The sequence below is a fragment of the Micromonospora sp. DT47 genome, from assembly GCF_049844475.1.
Classification (GTDB): Bacteria; Actinomycetota; Actinomycetes; order Mycobacteriales; family Micromonosporaceae; genus Micromonospora.
Genome location: NZ_JBNCLC010000006.1, coordinates 42,928 through 64,399, shown reverse-complemented (window position 1 = coordinate 64,399; position 21,472 = coordinate 42,928). Strand labels below are relative to the sequence as shown.

Sequence of the window (21,472 nt, the reverse complement as noted above, 5' to 3'; positions counted from 1 at the left end):
GTGCGGTTATGGTCCCCGCACAACGCGGGTGATCAAGGAGACGGCGTGCGCAGATTCGACTACGTCAGCGGCAGCGCGGCGAAGTTCTGGCAGGTGGACCGGGCCGGCACGACGGTGACCGTCGGCTATGGACGGATCGGGTCGGAGGGGCGGACCCAGGTCAAGGAGTTCGGCTCCGACGCCGAGGCCACCGCGCACGTCGACAAGCTGGTCGCGGAGAAGCTCCGCAAGGGGTACGTGGAGTCGGCCCCCGCCGGGACCCCCGCCGCGCCCGTCGATCCGGTCGCCACCGGTGCCCCTGCCGGGTCCGCCGTGGTTGCCGCGTCGGGAGCGTCGGAGACCCCGCCGGCCATCGGGTCCGACGTGGACCCGGTCGACGCCGCCGGGGAGCCGGGCCACCCGCTGCCGGACGAGGAGACGTTCGTCGTGCCGGTCGGGTGGCGGCGCACGCTCGTGCCCCGGCGCGGCGGCGCGACCGGTCCGGCCCTGCCGACCAGGGAGAAGGCCCGCCCAGCCGGCGAGGAACTGCTGGAATCGCTGCGCGCCGGTATCGACCGGCTGATCGGCAACGGCGGCGACCCCGAGGTGGTCGACGCGCTGCGGGCCTGGCGGGCCGGCGAGCGGACGCCGCTCGGCGCCGGCGCGCTGGTGGTCGCGGTGACGCACGAGATCGGCTGGCGGGACACCGACCGGGCTCGGATCCTGGGCGACCTGCTGGTAGCGACCGACGGGGTGGTCGGCGCGGCCTGTGGCCTGGTCGAGTCGGCGGCGCTCAGTGCGCGGGACAGCCGCGGCGGTCGCACCTGCGTGTTCACGCGGACCGAGGGCGACCGGGCCGACTGGGACTACCGCGACGCCCGGTTGGCCGTCCTGCGGCGGGTCCGGGCTCACCTCGCCGTCGCGACCGAGGAGGAGTACGCCGCCGCTCGCACCGCCCTGGCCACCTACCGGGAGGCCGCGCTGCCGGTCCGGGTGGCCACCTCCTTCCTCATGCCCACCGAGACCGCCTGGCTGGCCGAGGACGTCCCGGCCGTGGACCGGCTCGGTGACCAGTTGCTTGCCGAGCTGATGATGTTCTCGGCCGACACCGCCGAGCGGTTCGCCCGGATGGCCGGCCACCTCAACGTCTACTCCGTCATGTACGACCCGGCCGCGGTCACCGCCGGCGCGGCCACCGTCGGCCCGGCGCTTGCCCCGCTGCTCGCCGAATGGTTCGACGAGGAGTACGTCGACGCGGCGGGCAAGCAGCGGCTGGTGTCGCTGATCTCCGCCTTCCCCACCGACGAGGCGATGCGGCTGCTGCTGGACCGCCTCGACCGGAAGTACGTCCAGGCCGGTGTGCTCGACATGCTCCGGCGTTTCCCGGTGCGCGGGGTGCGCCTGCTCGCCCGGGCAGCGCAGGGGCGCACCAGCGCCGCCCGGGACGCCGCCACGCTGCTGCGCGGCCACGTGCTCACCAACCCGGCCGCGGTCGCCGCCGCGCTGCCGCTGCTGGACGGGGCCGACCGGGAGCGGGTCGAGCGGGTCGGCGCCGAGCAGGGCGCCGTCACCCCGGCGGACCCCGACCGGCTGCCGCCGGTGCTGGTCAGCCCGCCCTGGCTGGCCAAGCGGCACCGCGCGGCGCCGCCCGTGGTGCCGGGGCTGGTCCGGCCCGACGAGACCGCGATCGTCTGGGCGCCCGGCGAGCGGGAGCAGTGGGCGGCCACCCACTCGTACTACATGTCGTGGTGGCGCCGCGGCGAGGACCTCAGCGACCTGGCCCCGCAGATCGCCGCCGGGCGCTACCGCGACGGCGACGGCATCGCGTTCTTCACCCGTGCCCCCGAGGAAGTGGCCCGTCCGCTGGCGCGGTCGTGGCGGCCGAGGGACACCTGGGACACCGGCGCGTGGATGCGGCGTGCGGTCGGGCGGCTGGAGCTGGACGCCCTGCCCGCCGCCCTGCACGTCGCCCGGAGCACCCCGCAGACCGCCGCCGACGTGCTGCTGCCGTACGCCAGCGGTGAGGTCGCCGACCTGATGGCCGACTGGCTCGACCGGCTCAAGTCGGCCCGTCCGGCCGCCCTGGCCTGGTTCCGCCGGCACCCGGCCGCCGCCGCGCGGGCGCTGCTGCCCACGGCGCTGGGGCCGGCCGGGCTGCGCCGGCGGGCCGCCGAGCGGGCGCTGCGGGTGACCGCGGCCGAGCACCGGAACCTGGTGCTGGACGCCGCCCGGGAGTACGGCGAGCCGGCCGTGGCCGGCACCGTCACGCTGCTCGACGTGGACCCGCTGGAGCAACTGCCGGCCCGGATCCCGGCCCTGCCGCAGTGGCTCGACCCGGTGGTGCTGCCGCCGGTGCTGCTGCGCGACCGGTCCGCGGCGCTGCCCGCGGACGCGCTGCGGCACCTCTGCACCATGCTGGCCATCTCCAAGCCCGGCGAGGTCTACCCGGGCGTCGGTCTGGTCCGCGACGCCTGCGACCCGACGTCGCTGGCCGAGTTCGGCTGGGCGCTCTTCGAGCGCTGGCAGGCCGCCGGCGCGCCAGCGAAGGAGGGCTGGGTGCTGCCGGCGCTCGGCTGGATCGGCGACGACGCGACCGCCCGCCGGCTCGCCCCGGTGATCCGGACCTGGCCCGGCGAGGGTGGGCACGCGAGGGCGGTCACCGGGCTGGACGTGCTCGCCGCGATCGGCACGGACGTGGCGCTGATGCACCTCTGGGCCATCTCGCAGAAGGTCAAGTTCCGCGGGCTGCGGGAACGGGCCGCGCAGAAGGTCGCCGAGGTGGCCACCGACCTCGGCCTCGACGCCGAGCAGCTCGGCGACCGGCTCGTCCCCGACCTGGGGCTGGACGCCGACGGCAGCCTGGTCCTCGACTACGGCCCGCGGCGGTTCACCGTCGGCTTCGACGAGCAGCTCAAGCCGTACGTGGTGGACGGTGCCGGGGCGCGGCGCAAGGAGCTGCCCAAGCCGGGCGCCCGGGACGACCAGGCGCTCGCGCCGGCGGCGTACCAGCGCTTCACCGGGCTGAAGAAGGACGTGCGCACCCTCGCCGCCGACCAGATCCGCCGGTTCGAGGCTGCCATGGTCGCCCAGCGCCGCTGGTCGGCTGCCGACTTCCGGCGGCACTTCCTGGAGCACCCGCTGCTCTGGCACGTCGTCCGGCGGCTGGTCTGGGCGACCTACGACGACACCGGGGCGGTGGGCACCGCGTTCCGGGTCGCCGAGGACCGCAGCGTGGCCGACGTCGAGGACGAGGCGTACGCGCTGCCGGACGACGCGGTCGTCGGCATCGCGCACCCGCTGCACCTCGGCGGCGCGCTGCCCGCCTGGGCCGAGATCTTCGCCGACTACGAGATCCTCCAGCCCTTCGCCCAGCTCGGCCGGGAGGTGCACCGGCTCGACGACGCCGAGCGGGACGAGCGCCTGCTCAGCCGGTACGCGGGCCTCGCCGTCCCGACCGGCCGGCTGCTCGGCCTGGAGCGGCGCGGCTGGCGCCGCTCCGACGCGCAGGACAACGGCATCCAGCCGTGGCTGGAGCGCGAGCTGCCCGGCGACCGGGCGATCGTGGTCAACATCGATCCGGGCATCACCGTCGGTGTGGTCGACATGTTCCCCGACCAGAAGATCGAGGAGATCTGGGTGAACGACCGTCCCGTGGGCGAGTGGCACTCGCGTGGCGGCCGGGTGCGCTTCGGCGACCTCGACGCGGTCACCGCGTCCGAGGTGCTGCGCGACCTCGCGGAGGTGGTCCGGTGACCACCATCGACCCGACGGCCGAGCGGGCCCAGCGGCCCCCGGCCGAGCTGCGGTACGCCGACGAGCTGGCGAAGCTGCGCGCCGACGACGCCGACCCGCGCCCGCCCGGCTGGGCGCTGAGCCTGCGGGCGGCCCGCCGGTTCATTCTGGGCGACCCGGCGGCCGGCGTCAGCCGCAAGTTCGTCGGCGACCCGTCGCTGATCGACCGCGCGCTGGTCGCCCTCGCCACCAGCCGCGGGCTGATGCTGGTCGGCGAGCCCGGCACCGCCAAGTCGCTGCTGTCCGAGCTGCTGGCCGCGGCGGTCAGCGGGGACTCCACGCTGACCATCCAGGGCGGCGCGGCCACCACCGAGGACCAGATCCGCTACTCGTGGAACTACGCCCTGCTGGTGGCGGACGGCCCGTCGCCGCGGGCGCTGGTGCCGGCGCCGCTGCTGCGCGGCATGGCCCAGGGCCGGGTGGTCCGCTTCGAGGAGATCACCCGCTGCCCCCTCGAAGTGCAGGACTGCCTGCTCTCCCCGCTGTCGGACCGGGTGCTCGCGGTGCCGGAGCTGCCCGGGCCGGACGCGATGGTCTTCGCCCGGGAGGGCTTCAACGTGATCGCCACCGCGAACACCCGGGACCGGGGCGTCAACGAGATGAGCGCCGCGCTGAAGCGACGGTTCAACTTCGAGACCGTCTTCCCGATCCCGGACCTCGCCACCGAACTGGACCTGGTCGAGGCGGAGGCCGGCGTGCTGCTCCAGCGCTCCGGGGTGACCGTGCCACCCCGGCGAGACGTGCTGGAGGTGCTGGTCACCACGTTCCGCGAGCTGCGCACCGGGCTCACCGAGCGGGGCGACGCGATGGAGCGGCTCTCGGCGGTGATGAGCACCGCCGAGGCCGTGTCGGTCGCCCACGCGGTCGGGCTGCGCGGCTGGTTCCTGCGCGGCGAGGCCGGCGACGCCGCCGACATGGTCGCCTGCCTGGCCGGCACCGCCGCCAAGGACGACCCGGAGGACCTGGCCCGGCTGCGCCGCTACCTGGAGCAGCAGGTTCCCCGGCGCAGGGGTGCGCAGTGGCAGGCGTTGCACGACGCCCGGCACCTGCTGCCCGGCTGATGGCTGCCCGGCCGATGCCGACCAGTGATCCGGCCGGCGTCACGGTTCTCGGCGTCCGCCACCACAGCCCGGCCTGCGCCCGGCTGGTGGCGGCCACCATCGCGGCGCTGCGCCCGGCGTACGTCCTGGTGGAGGGGCCGGTCGACCTCAACGACCGGCTGGACGAGCTGCTGCTCGGCCACGAACTGCCGATCGCCGTGTTCACCGCGTACCGGGACTCGGGGCGGCGGCACGCCTCGTGGAGCCCGTTCTGCGGGTACTCGCCGGAGTGGGTGGCGCTGACCGAGGGACGGGCCGCCGGGGCGGAGGTCCGCTTCATCGACCTGCCCGCCTGGCATCCGGCCCTCGCCCGGCGCGCCAACCGGTACGCCGACGCCGACCAGCGGTACGCCGACGCGGTGGCGCGGCTCTGCGCCACCCTCGCGGTGGACAACGTGGACGCCCTCTGGGACCACCTGTTCGAGATCGGGCCGGACGACGGGCTCGCCGAGCGGCTGGCCGCCTACTTCGACCTGCTGCGCGGGGAGTCCGCGGCGGGGGAGGACGACGCGGCGCGGGAGGCGTACATGGCCCGTTGGGTGCGGGCGGCCCGGTCCCGGGCCGGCGGTCGCCCGGTGCTGGTGGTCACCGGCGGCTTCCACCGGCCGGCGCTGGTCCGGCTGGTCGACGCCGCACCGACCACCGACGGGGCCGGACCACCCACCGACGCCGACGACGCCGGGGCGGTCATCGACGACGCCGGCTGGCCGGAGGTGCCCGCGCCCGGCGCGGGCGCGGTGGCGGGCAGCTACCTGGTGCCGTACTCCTTCAAGCGGCTGGACGCCTTCGACGGCTACCAGTCCGGCATGCCCTCGCCCGCGTACTACCAGCGGGTCTGGGAGGACGGCCCGGAGCGGGCCGCCGACGCCCTGGTCGAGACGGTCGCCACCCGGCTGCGGGCCCGCCGGCAGCCGGTCTCCACCGCCGACCTGATCGCCGCGCGGACCATGGCCGGCGGCCTGGCCCGGCTGCGCGGGCACGCCCACCCGGCCCGCGTCGACGTGCTCGACGGCCTGGTCTCCGCCCTGGTCTCCGACGCCCTCGACCAGCCGCTGCCGTGGACCGCCCGGGGGCGGCTCGCCGCCGGCACCCACCCCGCGGTGGTGGAGATGGTGGCCGCGCTCAGCGGCGAGCGGAGCGGGCGGCTGCACCCGGACACCCCGCTGCCGCCGCTGGTGCGCGACGTCGAGGCCGAGCTGCGCCGACACGGGGTCGACCTCTCCGACGACGTCGACCTGGACCTCACCGACCCGGCCGACCTGGACCGCAGCCGGCTGCTGCACCGGCTCCGGCTGCTCGGCGTCCCCGGCCACGTCCGCGAGCGCGGCCCCCGGGTCGGCGCGGACGCGGTGCTGACCGAACACTGGTCGGCCCGGCCCGCGCCGGACCGGCTGGCCGAGGTGATCGAGGCCGGCGGGTACGGCCCGACCGTGCTCGACGCGGTCACCGCCCTGGTCGAGGAGCGGATCACCCTGGTCGGCGGGGACGTCGACGCCCTCGCCACGCTGCTCTTCGACACCGCGCTCTGCGGCCTGCGCGCGCACTCGGCGCGGGCGCTCGCGGCCATCGCCGACGCGGTCGGCGCGGTCACCGAGCTGCGCGAGCTGGGCCGGGCGCTGGCCGTGGCGCTCGGCCTCTGGCGGCACGACCGGCTGCTCGGCAGCGCCGGCGCGGCGCCGCTCGCCGCGGTCATCACCGCCGCCGTCGACCGGGCGCTCTGGCTGGCCGAGGGCGTCCACGCGGCCACCGCGCCGGCCGAACCCGGCCGGCTGGCGGCGCTGGTCGCGGTCCGCGACGCGCTGCGGTACGCCGGACCCACGCTCGGCAAGGACGCCGCGCCGGCGCTGGCCGTGGCCGCCCGGATCGCGGCCGACCCGAGCGCCCCGCCGGACCTGCGCGGCGCCGCCCTCGGCCTGCGCTGGTCGCTCGGCGCCGGCGGCGACCCGGCCCGGGCGGTCCGGGCGGTCGCCGCCCCGACGGTGCTCGGCGACTGGCTGGCCGGCCTGTTCGCGCTGGCCCGCGAGGAGGTCGTCGACGGCGATCGGGCGCTGCTGGCGGTGGTCGACGGCCTGCTCGCCGCGATGTCCCCGCACGACTTCCTGGTGGCGCTGCCCGCGCTGCGGCAGGCGTTCGGCTGGTTCCCGCCCCGCGAGCGGGAGGCCATCGCCCGGCACGTGCTGGACCTGCGCGGGGCGGCGGCGTCGGCCCGTACGCTGCTGCGCCTCGACGCCGACCCGCTGCTCGTCGCCCGGGCCCGGGCGCTGGACGCCCGGGTCGACGCCCTGCTCGCCCGGGAGGGCTTGCTCTCCGCCGGGCCCGATCCGAAAGGAGCCCCGCGATGACCGACCCCGCCCTGGAACGGTGGCGGCTGGTGCTCGGCGAGCCCGCCCGGTCCAGCCTCGGCGCGCTCGGCGAGGCCGCGGCGGGCCGGGACGCCGCGCTCGACTGGCTCTACGGGCGCGACGAGGAGCTCGACCGGCGTGACGTGCGCCGCGGCGGCAGCGGACCGTCGCTGCTGACCACGGTGGACTGGCTAAACGAGATCACTCGGCTCTTCCCCCGGGAGACCGTGGAACGGCTGGAACGCGACGCCGTCGAGCGCTACGAGATCCACGACGTGGTGACCGATCCGCAGGTGCTGGCCCGGGTGGAACCCAGCGCCACCCTGCTGCGGGCGGTGCTGCGGACGAAGCACCTGATGAACCCGGAGGTGCTGCGGCTGGCCCGGCGGATCGTCGAGACCGTGGTCCGGCAGCTGATGGAGCGGATGGCCACCGACGTACGGCAGTCCTTCTCCGGCGCCCGGGCCCGCCGGCCCAGCCGGTTCCGGCAGGCCCGCAACTTCGACGTGCGGCGTACCATCCGGGCCAACCTGGCGCACTGGCGCCCGGACGAGCGACGGCTGCACGTGCGTACCCCGCACTTCTTCTCCCGCACCCGCCGGCACCTGGACCGGTGGCAGGTGATCCTGCTGGTCGACCAGTCCGGGTCGATGGTCGGCTCGGTGATCCACGCCGCGGTCACCGCCGCCTGCCTGTGGGGGCTGCCCGGCGTCCGTACCCACCTGGTCGCCTTCGACACCGAGGTCGTCGACCTCACCGCCGACGTGGACGACCCGGTCGAGCTGCTGCTGAAGGTGCAGCTCGGCGGCGGCACCGACATCGCCCGCGCGGTGACGTACGGGGCGCAGCTGATCGAGAACCCGCGCCGGGCCATCGTCGCGCTGATCACCGACTTCTACGAGGGCGGCAGCGAGGCGCAGCTGGTACGAACCGTGAAGCAGCTGGTCGAGCAGGGCACCCACGTGCTCGGCCTGGCCGCGCTCGACGAGGAGGCCAACCCGGCGTACGACCGGGCGATGGCACAGCGGCTGGCCGACGTCGGGGCCGGGGTCGGCGCGATGACCCCGGGCGAGCTGGCCGCCTTCGTCGCCGAGCGGGTGGGCCGGTGACCGGGCGGGCCGAGGGGGCGACGGTGGTCCGTGCCGACCTGCTGGCGCTCACCCCGGAGGTGCTCGCCACGCTGACCAACCGGGGCCTGGTGAAGCGGGCCGGCAGGGCGGTGGACGGGGGCGAGGCGCCCGCGCTGCGCACCGACGACGACGGCACCGTCCACGCCGACCACCCCGACGGCGTCCACAGCAGCCTGCCGCCGGCCGGCGGCCTCGGCGCGGGCAGCTGCTCGTGCGGCGCACCGGGCATCTGCCGCCACCTGCTGGTCCTCGTGTTCGCCTACCAGCGGCAGATCGCCGCGGCCCCCGCGGCGGGCCCGGGACCGTCGGCGACCACCGTCGGCGGTCCACCCACCGGTGACCCGGTCCCTCCGTCGTCGGAGGTCGTGGCCGAAGCCCGCGGCGCGTCCGGTCCCGCTGCCGGGCCGGGCCGGCCCACCACGGCCGTCCCGGTGGCCGGGGCGGCGGCGCCGGGCCGGTTCGAGACCTGGTCGCCGGGCGACGTCACCGACGAGGCGCTCGCCGAGGCGGTCGGCGGGTCCGCGTTCGCCGCCGCCCGACGCCGGCACCGGCGCGGGTACGTCGCCCGGGTCCGCCGGCCCACCGCCGAGGACCCGGTGCCGCAGGTGGAGCTGCCCACCGGCACCGTCCGGTTCCTGGTGCCGCACCAGATCGCGTTCGCCCACGCCGACGCGGCCGACGGCGGCCCGGAGGCGGTCGCGCTGGCGGTCTGGGCGTACCGGGTGGCGGACCGGGAACGACCCGGCCTGCGGGAGGCGCAGGTCCGGATCGGCGGCGGGACGTCCGAGGTGGATGTCGCCGTGCTCGACCGGGCGGTCGCGCTGGCCGGGGAGGTGCTGCTCGCCGGGGCGGTGCACACCGGCGCCGGCGCGGCGGCCCCCCTCGCCGCCGCCCGGCGCGACCTGGACGCCGCGGGGCTGCGCTGGCCGCTGCTCGCGCTGGACGAGCTGGCCGCGCAGCTCGACGCGTACGCCGCCCGCGGCGCCCGCTACCGACCGGCGCAGCTCGCCGAGGTGCTCGCGGAGCTGCCCGCCCGGCGGCGGGCGGTGGTGAACCGGGGCGCCAGCCCTGTCGAGCGGGTGCTCGGCACCGACGAGCCCGCAGAGACACCGCTGCGCCGGCAGCGGCTCACCGGGCTCGGCGCCCGGGTGCGCGAGTCGGCGGACGAGTTCACCGTCGAGGTCTTCCTCGCCCAGCCGGCCGGGGCGGGCGTCCTGGTGCTGCGCCGGGACTGGCCGCGCGCCGACGTCGGGCGGGTGACCGGCCACGACCTCGCCGGCCGTCGGGTCGCCGGCACCACCGTCGGCGCCCTGGCCGGCGCCAACGTGGTCACCGAGTCCGCCGTGCGCGGCGCCTCCGGGCGGATCCGGTTCGCCACCGGCCGGATCGCCCGGACCACCGTCTCGCCGGGGGCCGGCTCATGGGGCGAGCTGCCACCGGGCGTGCTGGTCCAGGACCTCGACGCGCTCGGTACGGCCCTCGCCGAGCTGCCGCCCCGGCCGCTGCGGCCGCGCACGGACGCCGAGTCGGTGCGGGTGGTGGAGATCGGCGAGGTGCGCGCCGTCGGGTACGCCGCCGGCGAGCAGCGCCTCGACGCGGTGGTCGCCGCCCCGTCCGGCGGCACCGCGACCATCTCGGCGGTGCACCGCTCGGTCTGCCCGGCCGCGCTGGACAGCCTCGCTGCCGCCCTGGCCGGCGCGCACGGCACCCCCCGGTACGTCAGCGGCGCCGTCCGGCGCGGCGCCGGTGGGCTGGTCATCGAGCCCCTCGCCGTGGTGGCCGACCGGACGGTGGTCGTACCCGATCTCGCTCCGGGGACCGGCGACGGCACGCTGGCCGGCGCGAACGCCGAGCCGTCGGACGCGGTGGACGCCGCGCTGCGCGAGGGGCTGGGGCTGCTCGCGCAGGCCGCCCACGCGGGGCTGCGGCACCTGCCGGCCGGCTTCCCCGACCGGCTGCGCGCTTCCGGCGCGGCGCTGGCCGCGGCCGGGCTGGACCGGTGCGGCGCGGCGCTGCGCGCGCTGGCCGGGACGCTCGGTCCCGCGCCGGGCGACGCGGCGGTCAACGCCTGGGTGGACGCGCAGCTGCGGCTGCTGGTCACCGCGGAGTCCCGGTGAGCCGCTACCCTGCGCTCATGGGCGGCGGGCAGGACGGTGAACGGCTGGCGGCCTCGCTCGAGCGCAGTCTCGCAGCGCTCACCTTCGTCGACCTGACCACCGACGCGGTGACGGCGCGGATCATCGAATCCGTGGTCGCCTGGGCGAATGACCAGGACTGGCGGGTCTATCGCCGGGCCCCGAGCGTGATGGCGTTACCGCCGCCGCTGTCGCACCAGCAATCGGTCCTCGACGTGGCGTGTGCCAGGCCGGACGGGCCGCCCGTCGTCATCGAGGTCGACCACACCGATCGGCGTCGCACCTGGGAGAAGCTGGCGGCGGAGGCCGAGGCCGGCCGCGTCGCGGTATGGGTGCGCTGGGGCCCGGGCCGTTTCGTCGCACCACCGCCGCCGATCCACCTGGTGACATGCGAGGTGGCTCGCCGCAACGGACCGGCGGGGGCGGGCCGTCTGCACAGCCGGCGCCCGGACGGCCACCGGCCGCCACCCGAGCACTCCGCGTCCGGCGCCGGCAGCACCGTCGCGGTGCCATTACCGTTGGACGCCGAGACGCCCTGAGTCGCCCGCCGCGCTTTCGGCACCCGCCGGGAGCGGTTAGCAAGATGTGGGCCAGTGCTCGAGCCCTTCAGGGCGGGCGTGAAGGCCCGCGCGGGAGGGCTACCGGGCCCGAGCGGGCTCTGGACCGAGCGGTTCTGCTGCTCGATGTACTGACTCAGAACACCCAGGAGTACGGCGCCGGCTGAGCCGATGAAGTACCTTCGCCTCGATCACCGGCAAGCGTAAGGGCCGCACGGTTGCCCCGCCCCGGTTCCGTTCACGCAAGGACAAGCGGTAGGCGATCCGGTTCACCAGGAACTCTTGGTTCGCCGTGCTGGACAACGGCCGGCTGCGTCTGCCGAAGATCGGCGACGTCCCCGTGCGCTGGTCGCGTCGGCTGCCTTCGGAGCCGTCATCCGTGACGATCGTCAAGGATGCGGCGGGTCGGTACTTCGCCTCGTTCGTGGTGGCCACTACCGAGGACGAGACGCTGCCGCCGGTCGAGTCGGAGGTCGGCATCGACCTGGGCCTGACCCACTTCGCTGTGCTGTCCGACGGCACGAAGGTGGTGGCGCCGAAGTTCCTGCGCCGGGCGGCCCGCAAGCTTCGCCGGTTGCAGCAAGATCTGTCCCGCAAGGCCAAGGGCTCGAACAACCGCAAGAAGGCCGTCGTCAAGGTGGCAAAGGCGCACGCCAGGGTGGCCGATACCCGGCGGGACTGGCAACACAAACTGTCCACGGCGATCATCCGCGACAACCAAGCGGTGTACGTCGAGGACCTGTGCGTTGTCGGTCTCGGCCGGACCCGGCTGGCCAAGTCGGTGCACGACGCCGGGTGGGCCAGTTTCACCGCCATGGTGGAGTACAAGGCCGCCCGGTACGGGCGGACCTTCGCCCGGGTGGACCGGTTCTTCCCGTCGACCCGGAGGTGCTCGCAGTGTGGGCGCATCACCGACAAACTGCCGCTCAACGTCCGGTCGTGGACCTGCCCGTGCGGGACGACCCATGACCGGGACGCCAACGCGGCGATGAACGTGTTGGCCGCCGGACGGGCGGACAACTCAAACGACCGTGGAGCGCGGGTCAGACCACCAGCGATGGTGGCACCGCGCGGCGAAGCGGTAATCCACCCGGACGCCGCGTGTTCCGCACGCAGCGTTGAGGGAATCTCCGCCCATTAGGCCGGAGAGAACGTCAATCGAAGCGAGCCGGGTCCCCGGCGCCCCGACGGACGATCTCCGGTTCGCCCTGTGAGAAGTCGATCACCGTGGTGGGCAGGGTGCCGCACTCCCCAGAGTCGATCACGGCGTCGACCACGTGGTCGAGCCGCTCCTTGATCTCCCAGCCCTGCGTCATCGGTTCCGCCTCGTCGGGCAGCAGCAGGGTGCTCGACACCAGCGGCTCGCCCAGCTCGGTCAGGAGCGCCTGGGTCACGATGTGGTCGGGGATGCGGACCCCCACGGTCTTCTTCTTCGGGTGCAGCAGCCGGCGCGGCACCTCCTTCGTCGCCGGCAGGATGAAGGTGTAGCTGCCCGGAGTCGCCGCCTTCAGCGACCGGAACAGAGCGTTGTTGATCTGCACGAACTGGCCGAGCTGAGCGAAGTCCCGGCACACCAGGGTGAAGTGGTGCCGGCTGTCGAGGTGGCGGATCTCCCTGATCCGGTCGATGCCGGCCCGGTTGCCCATCCGGCAGCCGAGCGCGAAACACGAGTCCGTCGGGTAGGCGATCAGCCCGTCCCCGCGGACGAGGTCGACCACCCGGCTGATCGTCCGCGGTTGCGGGTTATCCGGGTGCACGTCGAAGTACGTCGCCATGGCCGAAGTTTAGAAGCCGGCCCTCCGGCGCGCAGAATCGGTGGCCACCCCGGCTGCCGCAGCGTCCCGGTGAGCCGTGCCCACACGGTGGCGGTGGCCGCTACGGTGTGATGCGTGGCGAGCGCGGCAGAGGAGATCCGGGTGGGGGAGCGGCTGGTCCGGGTCTCCAGCCCGGACAAGCCCTACTTCCCCGAGCGCGGGCTGACCAAGCTGGACGTGGTGCGCTACTTCCTCGCCGTCGGCGACGGCATCCTGCGCGCCCTGCGGGACCGTCCGACAATGCTGGAACGCTGGCCGCGCGGGGTGTTCGAGGGCGCGAAGATCGGCACCCGGCAGGACAACCGGGGTGACGCGTTCTACCAGAAGCGGCTGCCGGCCGGCGCCCCCGACTGGGTGCGCACCGCGCACATCACCTTCCCCAGCGGGCGGACCGCCGACGAGGTGGCGCCGAGCGAGCTGGCCGTGGTGATCTGGGCGGCCAACCTGGGCACCCTGCGGTTCCATCCCTGGCCGGTCACCGCGGTGGACGTGGAACGCCCCGACCAGCTCCGCATCGACCTTGACCCGATGCCGGGCGTCGGCTTCGACCAGGTGGTGCCGGTGGCCCACGAGGTGCGGGCGTTCCTCGACGAGTTGGGGCTGGTCGGCTACCCGAAGACCACCGGCGGGCGCGGCCTGCACGTCTACCTCTCCATCGAGCCGCGGTGGAGCTTCGGTGAGTGCCGGCGGGCGGTGCTGGCGCTGGGCCGGGAGATGCAGCGTCGCCGACCCGACCTGGTCACCACCACCTGGTGGCGGGAGCAGCGGGACCGGCCGGTCTTCGTGGACTACAACCAGATGGCCCGGGACCACACGGTGACCTCGGCGTACTCGATCCGCCCGACGCCCGCGGCGCTGGTCTCCGCGCCGCTGGACTGGTCCGAGCTCGACGACGTGCGACCCGAGGACTTCGACGTGGTGAGCATGCCGGCCCGGTTCGCCGAGCGCGGCGACCCGCACGCCGGGCTGGACGAGCGGCGGTTCTCCCTGGAACCGCTGCTGGAGCTGGCCGACCGGGAGGGGCTGGAGGCCCCGCCGGAGCGCTGAGCCACTACTCCCATGGGCTGAGCGAGCCGTCGAACTCCTCGAAGACCAGCCAGGTACGGGTCGACAACACCCCGGCGATGCTCTGCACCCGGTTCAGCACCACGTCCCGCAGGGTGGCGTTGTCCGGCGCCCGGACCAGGGCGAGCACGTCGTGCTCCCCGCTGAGCAGCGCGACGTGTTCGATGTAGCGCACCCGGGCCAGCTCCGCCGACACCTCCCGCCAGGTGTTCTGCTCGATGGTCAGGGAGATGTACGCCGACGTGCCCAGCCCGGCCGGCTCCGGCGCGACCCGGGCCCGGAACCCGGTGATCACCCCGTCGCGCAGCAGCCGCTCGACCCGGGCGTACGCGTTGGTGCGGGAGACGTGCACCCGTTCGGCGAGGGTACGCACGGACATCCGACCGTCCCGGACCAGTTCGTCGAGGATCCGCCGGTCCACCTCGTCCAGCGGCCCGGCCGAACGTCCCGTTCCGCCCGGCGCGCCCGGCCCCGGGCTGGTCTCCTGGCTCACATCGGCCTCCTGGTGATGCCATTAGTCCCACGTTCACCGGGGATCTTGAGTCAATCATCCGACAGCAGGAGCATAGGGCCACCACACGTCCAGGAGGTCCCCGCCGTGACGACCACACCCCAGGCGGTCCGCAGGGCATCCCCGCGCACCCGCCGGCCGGCCACCCCGGCCGCGCCCGAACCATCGGCCGGCCTGCTGCCGCAGACTGAGCCGGTACGCCTGCTCGACCCGGACGGCACCCCGCTGCCGCCCCGCGACGACTACCCCGAGCCGCCCGTCGAGGCGCTGCGGGAGATGTACCGCCGGATGATCGTCGGCCGCCGTTTCGACGTCCAGGCCACCGCCCTGACCAAGCAGGGCCGGCTCGCCGTCTACCCGTCCGCGCGCGGCCAGGAGGCCTGCCAGGTGGGGGCTGTGCTGGCCGTCGAGGACACCGACTGGGTCTTCCCGACCTACCGCGAGTCGATGGCGCTGACCGCCCGCGGCATCGACCCGGTCGAGGTGCTCACCCTGCTGCGCGGCGACTGGCACTGCGGGTACGACCCGACCCAGGTGCACACCGCGCCGCAGTGCACCCCGCTGGCGACCCAGTGCGTGCACGCCGCCGGGCTGGCCTACGGCGAGGCGTACCAGGGGCGGGACACCGTGGCGCTGGCCTTCATCGGCGACGGCGCCACCAGCGAGGGCGACTTCCACGAGGGGGTCAACTTCGCCGCCGTGTTCAAGGCGCCGGTGGTCTTCTTCGTGCAGAACAACAAGTACGCGATCAGCGTGCCGCTGTCCCGGCAGACCGCCGCGCCGAGCCTGGCCTACAAGGGCGTCGGCTACGGCGTGCCCAGCGAGCAGGTCGACGGCAACGACCCGGTGGCCGTGCTCGCCGTGCTCACCCGCGCGGTGGCGCACGCCCGCGCCGGCCACGGGCCGTTCCTGGTCGAGGCGCACACCTACCGGATGGAAGCGCACACCAACGCCGACGACGCCAGCCGCTACCGCGACGCCGACGAGGTCGAGGCCTGGCGCGACCGGGACCCGGTCGCCCGGCTCGACACGTACCTGCGGGCCCGGGGCGCGCTCGACGACGCGGCGGTCGCCGCGATCGCCGACGAGGCCGAGGCGTACGCCGCCGACCTGCGCGACCGGATGAACACCCAGCCGACGGTCGACCCGCTCAGTCTCTTCGACCACGTCTACGCCGAGCCGACCCCGCAGCTGGTCGAGCAGCGCGAGCAGGTCCGCGCCGAGCTGGCCGCCGCCCGCGACGAGGAGGGGGACGCCTGATGGCCACCATGACCATGGCGAAGGCGCTCAACGCCGCGCTCGCCGACGCGATGCTCGACGACGACCGGGTGCTCGTCTTCGGCGAGGACGTCGGGCAGCTCGGCGGCGTCTTCCGGATCACCGACGGGCTCCAGGCCCGGTTCGGCGACAAGCGCTGCTTCGACACCCCGCTCGCCGAGGCCGGCATCGTCGGCTTCGCCGTCGGCCTGGCCATGTCCGGGCTGCGCCCGGTGGTCGAGATGCAGTTCGACGCGTTCGCGTACCCGGCGTTCGAGCAGATCGCCTCGCACGTGGCGAAGCTGCGCAACCGGACCAGGGGCGCGCTGAGCGTGCCGATCGTGATCCGGGTGCCCTACGCCGGCGGCATCGGCGGCGTGGAGCACCACTGCGACTCGTCCGAGGCGTACTACGCGCACACCCCTGGCCTGAAGGTGGTCACCCCGGCCACCGTCGAGGACGCGTACTCGCTGCTGCGCGAGGCGATCGCCGACCCCGACCCGGTCGTGTTCATGGAGCCGAAGAAGCTCTACTTCTCCAGCGCCGAGGCGGAACTGCCCGCCACCACCGCGCCGTTCGGCAAGGCCGTCGTGCGCCGGCCCGGCACCGACGCCACCCTGGTCGCGTACGGCCCGGCGGTGCCGGTCGCGCTGGAGGCCGCCGAGGCAGCCCGCGAGGAGGGCTGGGACCTCGAGGTGGTCGACGTGCGCACGATCGTGCCGTTCGACGACGCGACGGTCACCGCCTCGGTGCGGAAGACCGGCCGGTGCGTGGTGATCCAGGAGGCGCAGGGCTTCGCCGGGGTCGGCGCGGAGATCGCCGCCCGGGTGCAGGAGCGCTGCTTCCACGCCCTGCACGCGCCGGTGCTGCGGGTGTCCGGCCTGGACATCCCGTACCCGGCGCCGATGCTGGAGCACACCCACCTGCCCTCGGTGGACCGGGTGCTGGACACGGTGGCCCGGCTGCAGTGGGACGACCAGCCCGACCCGCGCTGGCTGACCCAGGGCAGCGCCGCATGACCACCGTCGAGGGAACGCGGGTCTTCCTCCTGCCGGATCTGGGGGAGGGGCTGAGCGAGGCCGAGATCGTCGAATGGCGGGTCGCCGTCGGCGACGTGGTCACCGTGGACCAGAGCGTGGTCGAGGTGGAGACCGCCAAGGCGGTCGTCGACGTGCCCTGCCCGTACGCCGGCCGGGTGGTGGAGCTGCATGGCGCGGCGGGCGAGGTCCGCCCCGTCGGCCAGCCGCTGATCACCATCGCGCCGCTGGACGGCGGCGGCGAGCCCGCCGGGCACGCCACCTACCGCGAGGAGGAGCGGGCCGGCTCCGGCAACGTCCTCATCGGGTACGGCACCGGGCACGGCGGCTCCGGCCGGCGGCGCCGCCGGCCGCGGCTGGCGCCGGCCCCCGAGCCGGCGACCGCCCCGGACGCCCGGACCACCGCTGCGGCCCCGGCCGGCCCGGCGAGTCCCGCCGGCCTGGCGGAGTCGAGCGGCCCGGCGGCACCGCCCGGCGCGGCGGCGTCCGGCCGCGCCTCCGACGACTCGTCCCGGGCGGCCGCCCTGGTCATCTCGCCGATCGTCCGGCGGCTGGCCCGCGAGCGCGGCCTGGACCTTGCCACCGTGCACGGCACCGGCCCTGGCGGGGTGATCCGCCGGGCCGACGTGGAGGCCGCCACCAGCGAGGCCACCGCGCCGGCCACCCGCCTCGCGGCGGTCCCGGACGCCCCGGCCGCGCACGTCGGGCTCGCCCCGGCCGGCGACCAGGACGTGGTCATCCCGCTCACCGGCATCCGCAAGGTGATCGCCGACAAGCTCTCCCGCAGCCGGCGGGAGATCCCCGAGGTGACCATCTGGGTCGACGTGGACGCCACCGGCCTGCTGGAGACCCGGGCGGCGATCAACGCGGCCACCCCGGACGCCCCGGTGAGCATCCTGGCCCTGCTGGCCCGGATCTGCCTCAGCGGACTGCGCCGCTTCCCGCAGCTCAACGCGCGGGTCGACACCGAGGGGCAGCGGATCGTTCAGTCGGCCGGGGTGCACCTGGGCATCGCCGCGCAGACCGACCGGGGCCTGGTGGTGCCGGTGCTGCGCGACGCCCAGCGGCTCACCACCCGGGAGTTGGCCGCCGCGCTGGCGGAGACCACCGCCGCCGCCCGGGCCGGCACCCTGCCCCCGGCGCGGCTCACCGGCGGCACGTTCACCCTGAACAACTACGGGGTGTTCGGGGTGGACGGTTCCACCCCGATCATCAACCACCCGGAGGCGGCGCTGCTCGGGGTGGGCCGGATCGTGGACAAGCCCTGGGTGGTCGACGGGCAGCTGGCGGTGCGCAAGGTGACCCAGCTCAGCCTGACCTTCGACCACCGGGTCTGTGACGGCGGCGTGGCGGGCGGCTTCCTGCGGCACGTCGCGGACTGCGTGGAGCAGCCGGCGCTGCTGGTCGCCAACGTCTGAGCCGTGCGGAGTCGGCCACCCGCTACCGGGGTGGCCGACTCCGGCGCGGATGTCCTCTTCGCCCGACGGCACGGCGGGCGACGAAGCGTTTTCCGGTCGGTGGGCCGGGAAACCGTCGGCGGGGAACGACCGGACCGCCGAGAGGAGCACCCGTGCCGTACCAGGGTCTGCCCGCCGCCGTGCGGGACCGCCGCCCGCCCGTGGCCGGTGCGCCGCTCTGGTGCGACGCCCAGGAGTACGGGCTCACCGGCGACGGGGTGACCAACGACCAACCGGCGCTCGCCGCACTGGTGGACCGGCTGGGGGACGGCTACGCCGCCGACGGGCGGGCGCGGGTGATCTGGTGCCCGCCCGGGATCTACTCCATCCGCGACGCCGGCACCGTCTGGCGCAGCGGGGTGTCCCTGATCGGGGCCGGCTCGGCCGCCACCCGGTTCCTGCTGAGCAACGAGGGCAACCGGGCGGACCCCAGTCCGCTGGCCTTCTGGACCACCCTGCAGCACGGTGCCGACCGGGACCGGCACATCGCCGACTGCACCTTCGCCGACTTCGAGATCGACGGCTCCGGCGTGGCGATGGCCGAGTACAGCTACCTGGCCAAGGGCCTGGGACTGCAGTACGTGGTGCGGGGCGTGTTCCGCAACCTGTACATCCACCACACCGCCGCCTCCGGGCTGGGTTGCGACTTCCTGCAGGACTCCCTCATCGACGGCGTGGTGGTGGTCGGCTGCGGCCGGCTGGACAACGGCGAGGAGATGGGCGGCGCGGGGATCGGCGTCGGTATCGGGGGCTGGGGCACCGTCGAGCGGCTCACCATCGCCAACTGCACCGCCCTCGGCAACGGCACCAACGGCATCTTCCTGGAGCTGCAGAAGGACTACTGGCCCCCACCGCGCGGCTACCGGATCATCGGCTGCCACAGCCAGGCCAACCGGTTCGGCATCTCGGACTGGGGAGCCGACGGCCTGATCGTCACCGGCTGCACGATGACCGGCAACCTGGAGGCGGGCTTCGACGTCTCGGCCAACGGCACCGCCGGCGTGGCCGGCCGGGGCGGCCTGCTGACCGACTGCGTGATCGACGGCAACCTGGTCGACGGCATCAGCATGGGCAACACGCCCGGCCCGTACACCGTGCGGGGCAACCGGATCAGCGGCAATGGCGGGTACGGCTACCACGAGCACAACCTCGGGCGCGGTTACCAGGATCCGGCGATGGACGTGGTGATCGAGAGCAACGAGTTCTGGGGCAACGGCCTGGACGCGATCCGGATCGACCGCCCGATGACCGACACCGTCCTGCTCAACAACCGGATCCGCAACAACGGCCGGCAGTGCGCCGCGGCCTCCACGGGGGGCGGTGAGACGGTCCGCTACAGCGACAAGGCCCTGGTGGACCGGTCGGCGGACTGGCCCCCGGACGGGCACCGGGGCAAGGTGCTGCGGGTCGGCCAGCGGGTCGCCTTGGTCGCCGCGAACACCGCCACCGAGCTGACCCTCGCCCCGGTCCGCCCGGACGCGTTCATCGCCTGGAGCGGCGACACCCCGCTGCCCGGGACCAGGTACGAGCTGCCGGCCGCGCCGGAGACCCGGGCCGGGATCGCCATCAACGCCCCGTTCGACTCAGCGACGGTCCGCGGGAACCGGATCTGGGACAACCACGACGAACGGACCCAGACCCATGGGCTCTGGATCACCGAGCGGGGCAGTTGTGTGGCCTGCCGGGTGGAGGACAACGACCTCGCCGGCAACGCCGAGGCCGCCACCCGGCTGGACACCCCGCCCGTCGGCGGTCGCTGGGACCGCAACCACGGCGACCAGGAGTGGGACTGACCGGGCGTTCCGGGCACGTCCCGCCCCAGCTCCGCCGATCCGGGACGTCCCGCCCCGTGGCCACCTCCCGAGCACACCGGCGACCAAAAGCCCCGCTGTTTCCGAGTATTTCCCGCAAAAGTGCGTCGGGGCCTGAGAGGCGCCGTACAGAATGGGGGCCAAGGGGACTGGAAACGGGGGACTGAATATGGACGTGAGGCGGCGATTCACGCTATTTGCGGTAACCATCGCAGCCACACCGCTGATCCTCGGCGGGTGCACCGCCGAACGGAAGTCGGCTACCGGGGACGCGGCCGCACCCAAGGTGACCGTGGCCCCAGCCGACCGGACGAAGGACGTGCCGATCAGTGCGGAAGTCGGCACCAGCGTGTCCGGCGGCCGGATCAGCAGCGTGAAACTCACCGACGACAAGGGAAAGCAGCTCGCCGGCGAGCCCCGGGAGGACGGTAGCAGCTGGGTGCCGGCCAAACCGCTGGAGAACGGGCGGACCTACACCGCGGAGGTGACCGCCACCGGGAAGAAGGGGCGGACCACCGTCGGGCGGACGACCTTCACCACGTCGCCCAAATCCACCAGACAGGCGATAAAGAGCACGTTGTATTTCACCGGAAATCAGACGTACGGCACCGCGATGCCGGTGACCGTCGCATTCGATCCGCCAATTCCCAAAGAGGCCCGGGCGGTCGTGCAACGGCGATTGTTCGTGAAGACCGACCCGCCGCAGCCGGGTACCTGGTCATGGGTGGGGGACGGCAAGCAGGTCGAATATCGGGCACCAGATTTCTGGAAGCCCGGCACGAAGATCAGCGTTCGGTCGGGACTGGCGGGACTCCCGATCGGCAAGGAGTTCATCGGTGACGAGGACCACCGGTCCACCTCGAAGATCGGCCGGCAGGTGGCCCTCGAGATCGACAACGCCACCAAGCAGATGTCGGTCCTCCAGGATGGCAAGCTGGTCCGCAAGATCCCGGTGAGTATGGGCAAACCGAGCACCCCGACCTCGAGCGGCAAGATGGTGATCATGGAGAAGCACGACTTCACCACGTTCGACACCCGGGGTTCGGCCGACCCTTACGTGGTCGACGTGGAGGACGCCCAGCGGCTCACCTGGGGCGGCGAGTTCATCCACGCCGCGCCGTGGTCGGAGGGGGATCAGGGCAACATCAACGTCTCGCACGGCTGCACCAACGTGGCGGTGACGGCGGCGGACTGGCTGATGGGCATCACGAAGGTCGGCGACCTGGTGACCATCAAGGGCACCGAGGTGCAGTTGGACCAGGGCAACGGCTTCACCGCCTGGAACGTCAGCTGGGACGAGTTCGCCAAGGGCAGCGCGCTGCCCGTGCCGCCCGGCCTGAAGCCGGCGCCCACCACCAGCCCGGTGCACCCGGGAGCGGTGGCCGGGGGATCGTCGCCGGCGCCGGCGCCGTCGGTCAGCGGCGGCTGAGGCAGAGGGAGGAACGACCGGGTCCGACCGGTCCGCCACCCGGCGGGCCGGTCGCG

At 74.6% G+C, this 21,472-nt stretch carries 15 protein-coding genes; 13 read left to right on the top strand and 2 right to left on the bottom strand.

What is annotated here, in order from left to right; translation table 11 throughout:
- Positions 1–45: 45 nt before the first annotated feature.
- The 7 genes from ACLQ2U_RS11445 (at position 46) to ACLQ2U_RS11415 (ending at position 12,176) form a co-directional block, all read left to right on the top strand.
- A complete protein-coding gene (locus ACLQ2U_RS11445; RefSeq protein ID WP_425750566.1) occupies positions 46–3,732 on the top strand; it encodes a WGR and DUF4132 domain-containing protein in 3,687 nt (1,228 codons plus the stop codon).
- The gene (locus tag ACLQ2U_RS11440; RefSeq protein WP_425750565.1) at positions 3,729–4,832 is read left to right on the top strand and encodes an ATP-binding protein; all 1,104 of its coding nucleotides are present in this window, start codon (positions 3,729–3,731) and stop codon (positions 4,830–4,832) included. The genes ACLQ2U_RS11445 and ACLQ2U_RS11440 overlap by 4 nt, the downstream gene beginning before the upstream one ends.
- Before the next feature lie 14 nt (positions 4,833–4,846).
- Positions 4,847–7,213: a DUF5682 family protein gene (locus ACLQ2U_RS11435; RefSeq protein ID WP_425750564.1), complete on the top strand. Its 2,367-nt coding sequence runs from the start codon at positions 4,847–4,849 to the stop codon at positions 7,211–7,213.
- Complete coding sequence (locus ACLQ2U_RS11430) at positions 7,210–8,322, top strand: VWA domain-containing protein (protein ID WP_425750563.1); 1,113 nt, start codon at positions 7,210–7,212, stop codon at positions 8,320–8,322. Before ACLQ2U_RS11435 ends, ACLQ2U_RS11430 begins: the two co-directional genes overlap by 4 nt.
- 23 nt (positions 8,323–8,345) lie before the next feature.
- Positions 8,346–10,460, top strand: a complete 2,115-nt coding sequence (locus ACLQ2U_RS11425; protein ID WP_425750842.1) for a hypothetical protein — start codon at positions 8,346–8,348, stop codon at positions 10,458–10,460.
- A 17-nt stretch (positions 10,461–10,477) separates the two neighbouring features.
- Positions 10,478–11,017, top strand: a complete 540-nt coding sequence (locus ACLQ2U_RS11420) for a hypothetical protein (RefSeq protein WP_425750841.1) — start codon at positions 10,478–10,480, stop codon at positions 11,015–11,017.
- 310 nt (positions 11,018–11,327) lie between these two features.
- On the top strand, positions 11,328–12,176 hold the full coding sequence (locus ACLQ2U_RS11415) for an RNA-guided endonuclease InsQ/TnpB family protein (RefSeq protein WP_425750562.1): 849 nt from the start codon (positions 11,328–11,330) through the stop codon (positions 12,174–12,176).
- A gap of 13 nt (positions 12,177–12,189) precedes the next feature.
- Here ACLQ2U_RS11415 and ACLQ2U_RS11410 read toward each other — a convergent pair whose 3' ends face one another.
- Entirely contained in the window at positions 12,190–12,810 is a 621-nt protein-coding gene (locus tag ACLQ2U_RS11410) for an L-threonylcarbamoyladenylate synthase (RefSeq protein WP_425750561.1), read from the bottom strand.
- Between the two features lie 114 nt (positions 12,811–12,924).
- On the opposite strand from ACLQ2U_RS11410, the gene ACLQ2U_RS11405 reads away from it, so the two are divergent.
- Positions 12,925–13,896: a DNA polymerase domain-containing protein gene (locus ACLQ2U_RS11405; protein ID WP_425750560.1), complete on the top strand. Its 972-nt coding sequence runs from the start codon at positions 12,925–12,927 to the stop codon at positions 13,894–13,896.
- Positions 13,897–13,900: 4 nt separating this feature from the next.
- On the opposite strand, the gene ACLQ2U_RS11400 is transcribed toward ACLQ2U_RS11405, so the two are convergent.
- A complete protein-coding gene (locus ACLQ2U_RS11400) occupies positions 13,901–14,407 on the bottom strand; it encodes an Lrp/AsnC family transcriptional regulator (protein ID WP_425750559.1) in 507 nt (168 codons plus the stop codon).
- Between the two features lie 72 nt (positions 14,408–14,479).
- Here ACLQ2U_RS11400 and pdhA point away from each other — a divergent pair, with 72 nt between their 5' ends.
- The 5 genes from pdhA to ACLQ2U_RS11375 all read left to right on the top strand — a co-directional run bounded on the left by pdhA (position 14,480) and on the right by ACLQ2U_RS11375 (position 21,416).
- Positions 14,480–15,685 (top strand): pyruvate dehydrogenase (acetyl-transferring) E1 component subunit alpha, encoded by a 1,206-nt coding sequence (gene pdhA, locus ACLQ2U_RS11395; protein ID WP_425750840.1) that lies wholly within the window; start codon positions 14,480–14,482, stop codon positions 15,683–15,685.
- Positions 15,685–16,701 (top strand): alpha-ketoacid dehydrogenase subunit beta, encoded by a 1,017-nt coding sequence (locus ACLQ2U_RS11390; RefSeq protein ID WP_425750558.1) that lies wholly within the window; start codon positions 15,685–15,687, stop codon positions 16,699–16,701. The genes pdhA and ACLQ2U_RS11390 overlap by 1 nt, the downstream gene beginning before the upstream one ends.
- Positions 16,698–18,137, top strand: coding sequence for a dihydrolipoamide acetyltransferase family protein (locus ACLQ2U_RS11385; RefSeq protein WP_425750557.1), 1,440 nt, complete (start codon positions 16,698–16,700; stop codon positions 18,135–18,137). Before ACLQ2U_RS11390 ends, ACLQ2U_RS11385 begins: the two co-directional genes overlap by 4 nt.
- A 152-nt stretch (positions 18,138–18,289) precedes the next feature.
- On the top strand, positions 18,290–19,969 hold the full coding sequence (locus tag ACLQ2U_RS11380) for a right-handed parallel beta-helix repeat-containing protein (protein ID WP_425750556.1): 1,680 nt from the start codon (positions 18,290–18,292) through the stop codon (positions 19,967–19,969).
- Between the two features lie 187 nt (positions 19,970–20,156).
- Positions 20,157–21,416 carry an Ig-like domain-containing protein gene (locus ACLQ2U_RS11375; protein WP_425750555.1) on the top strand — a complete coding sequence of 420 codons (1,260 nt, stop codon included), beginning with the start codon at positions 20,157–20,159 and terminating at the stop codon, positions 21,414–21,416.
- Positions 21,417–21,472 lie beyond the last annotated feature (56 nt).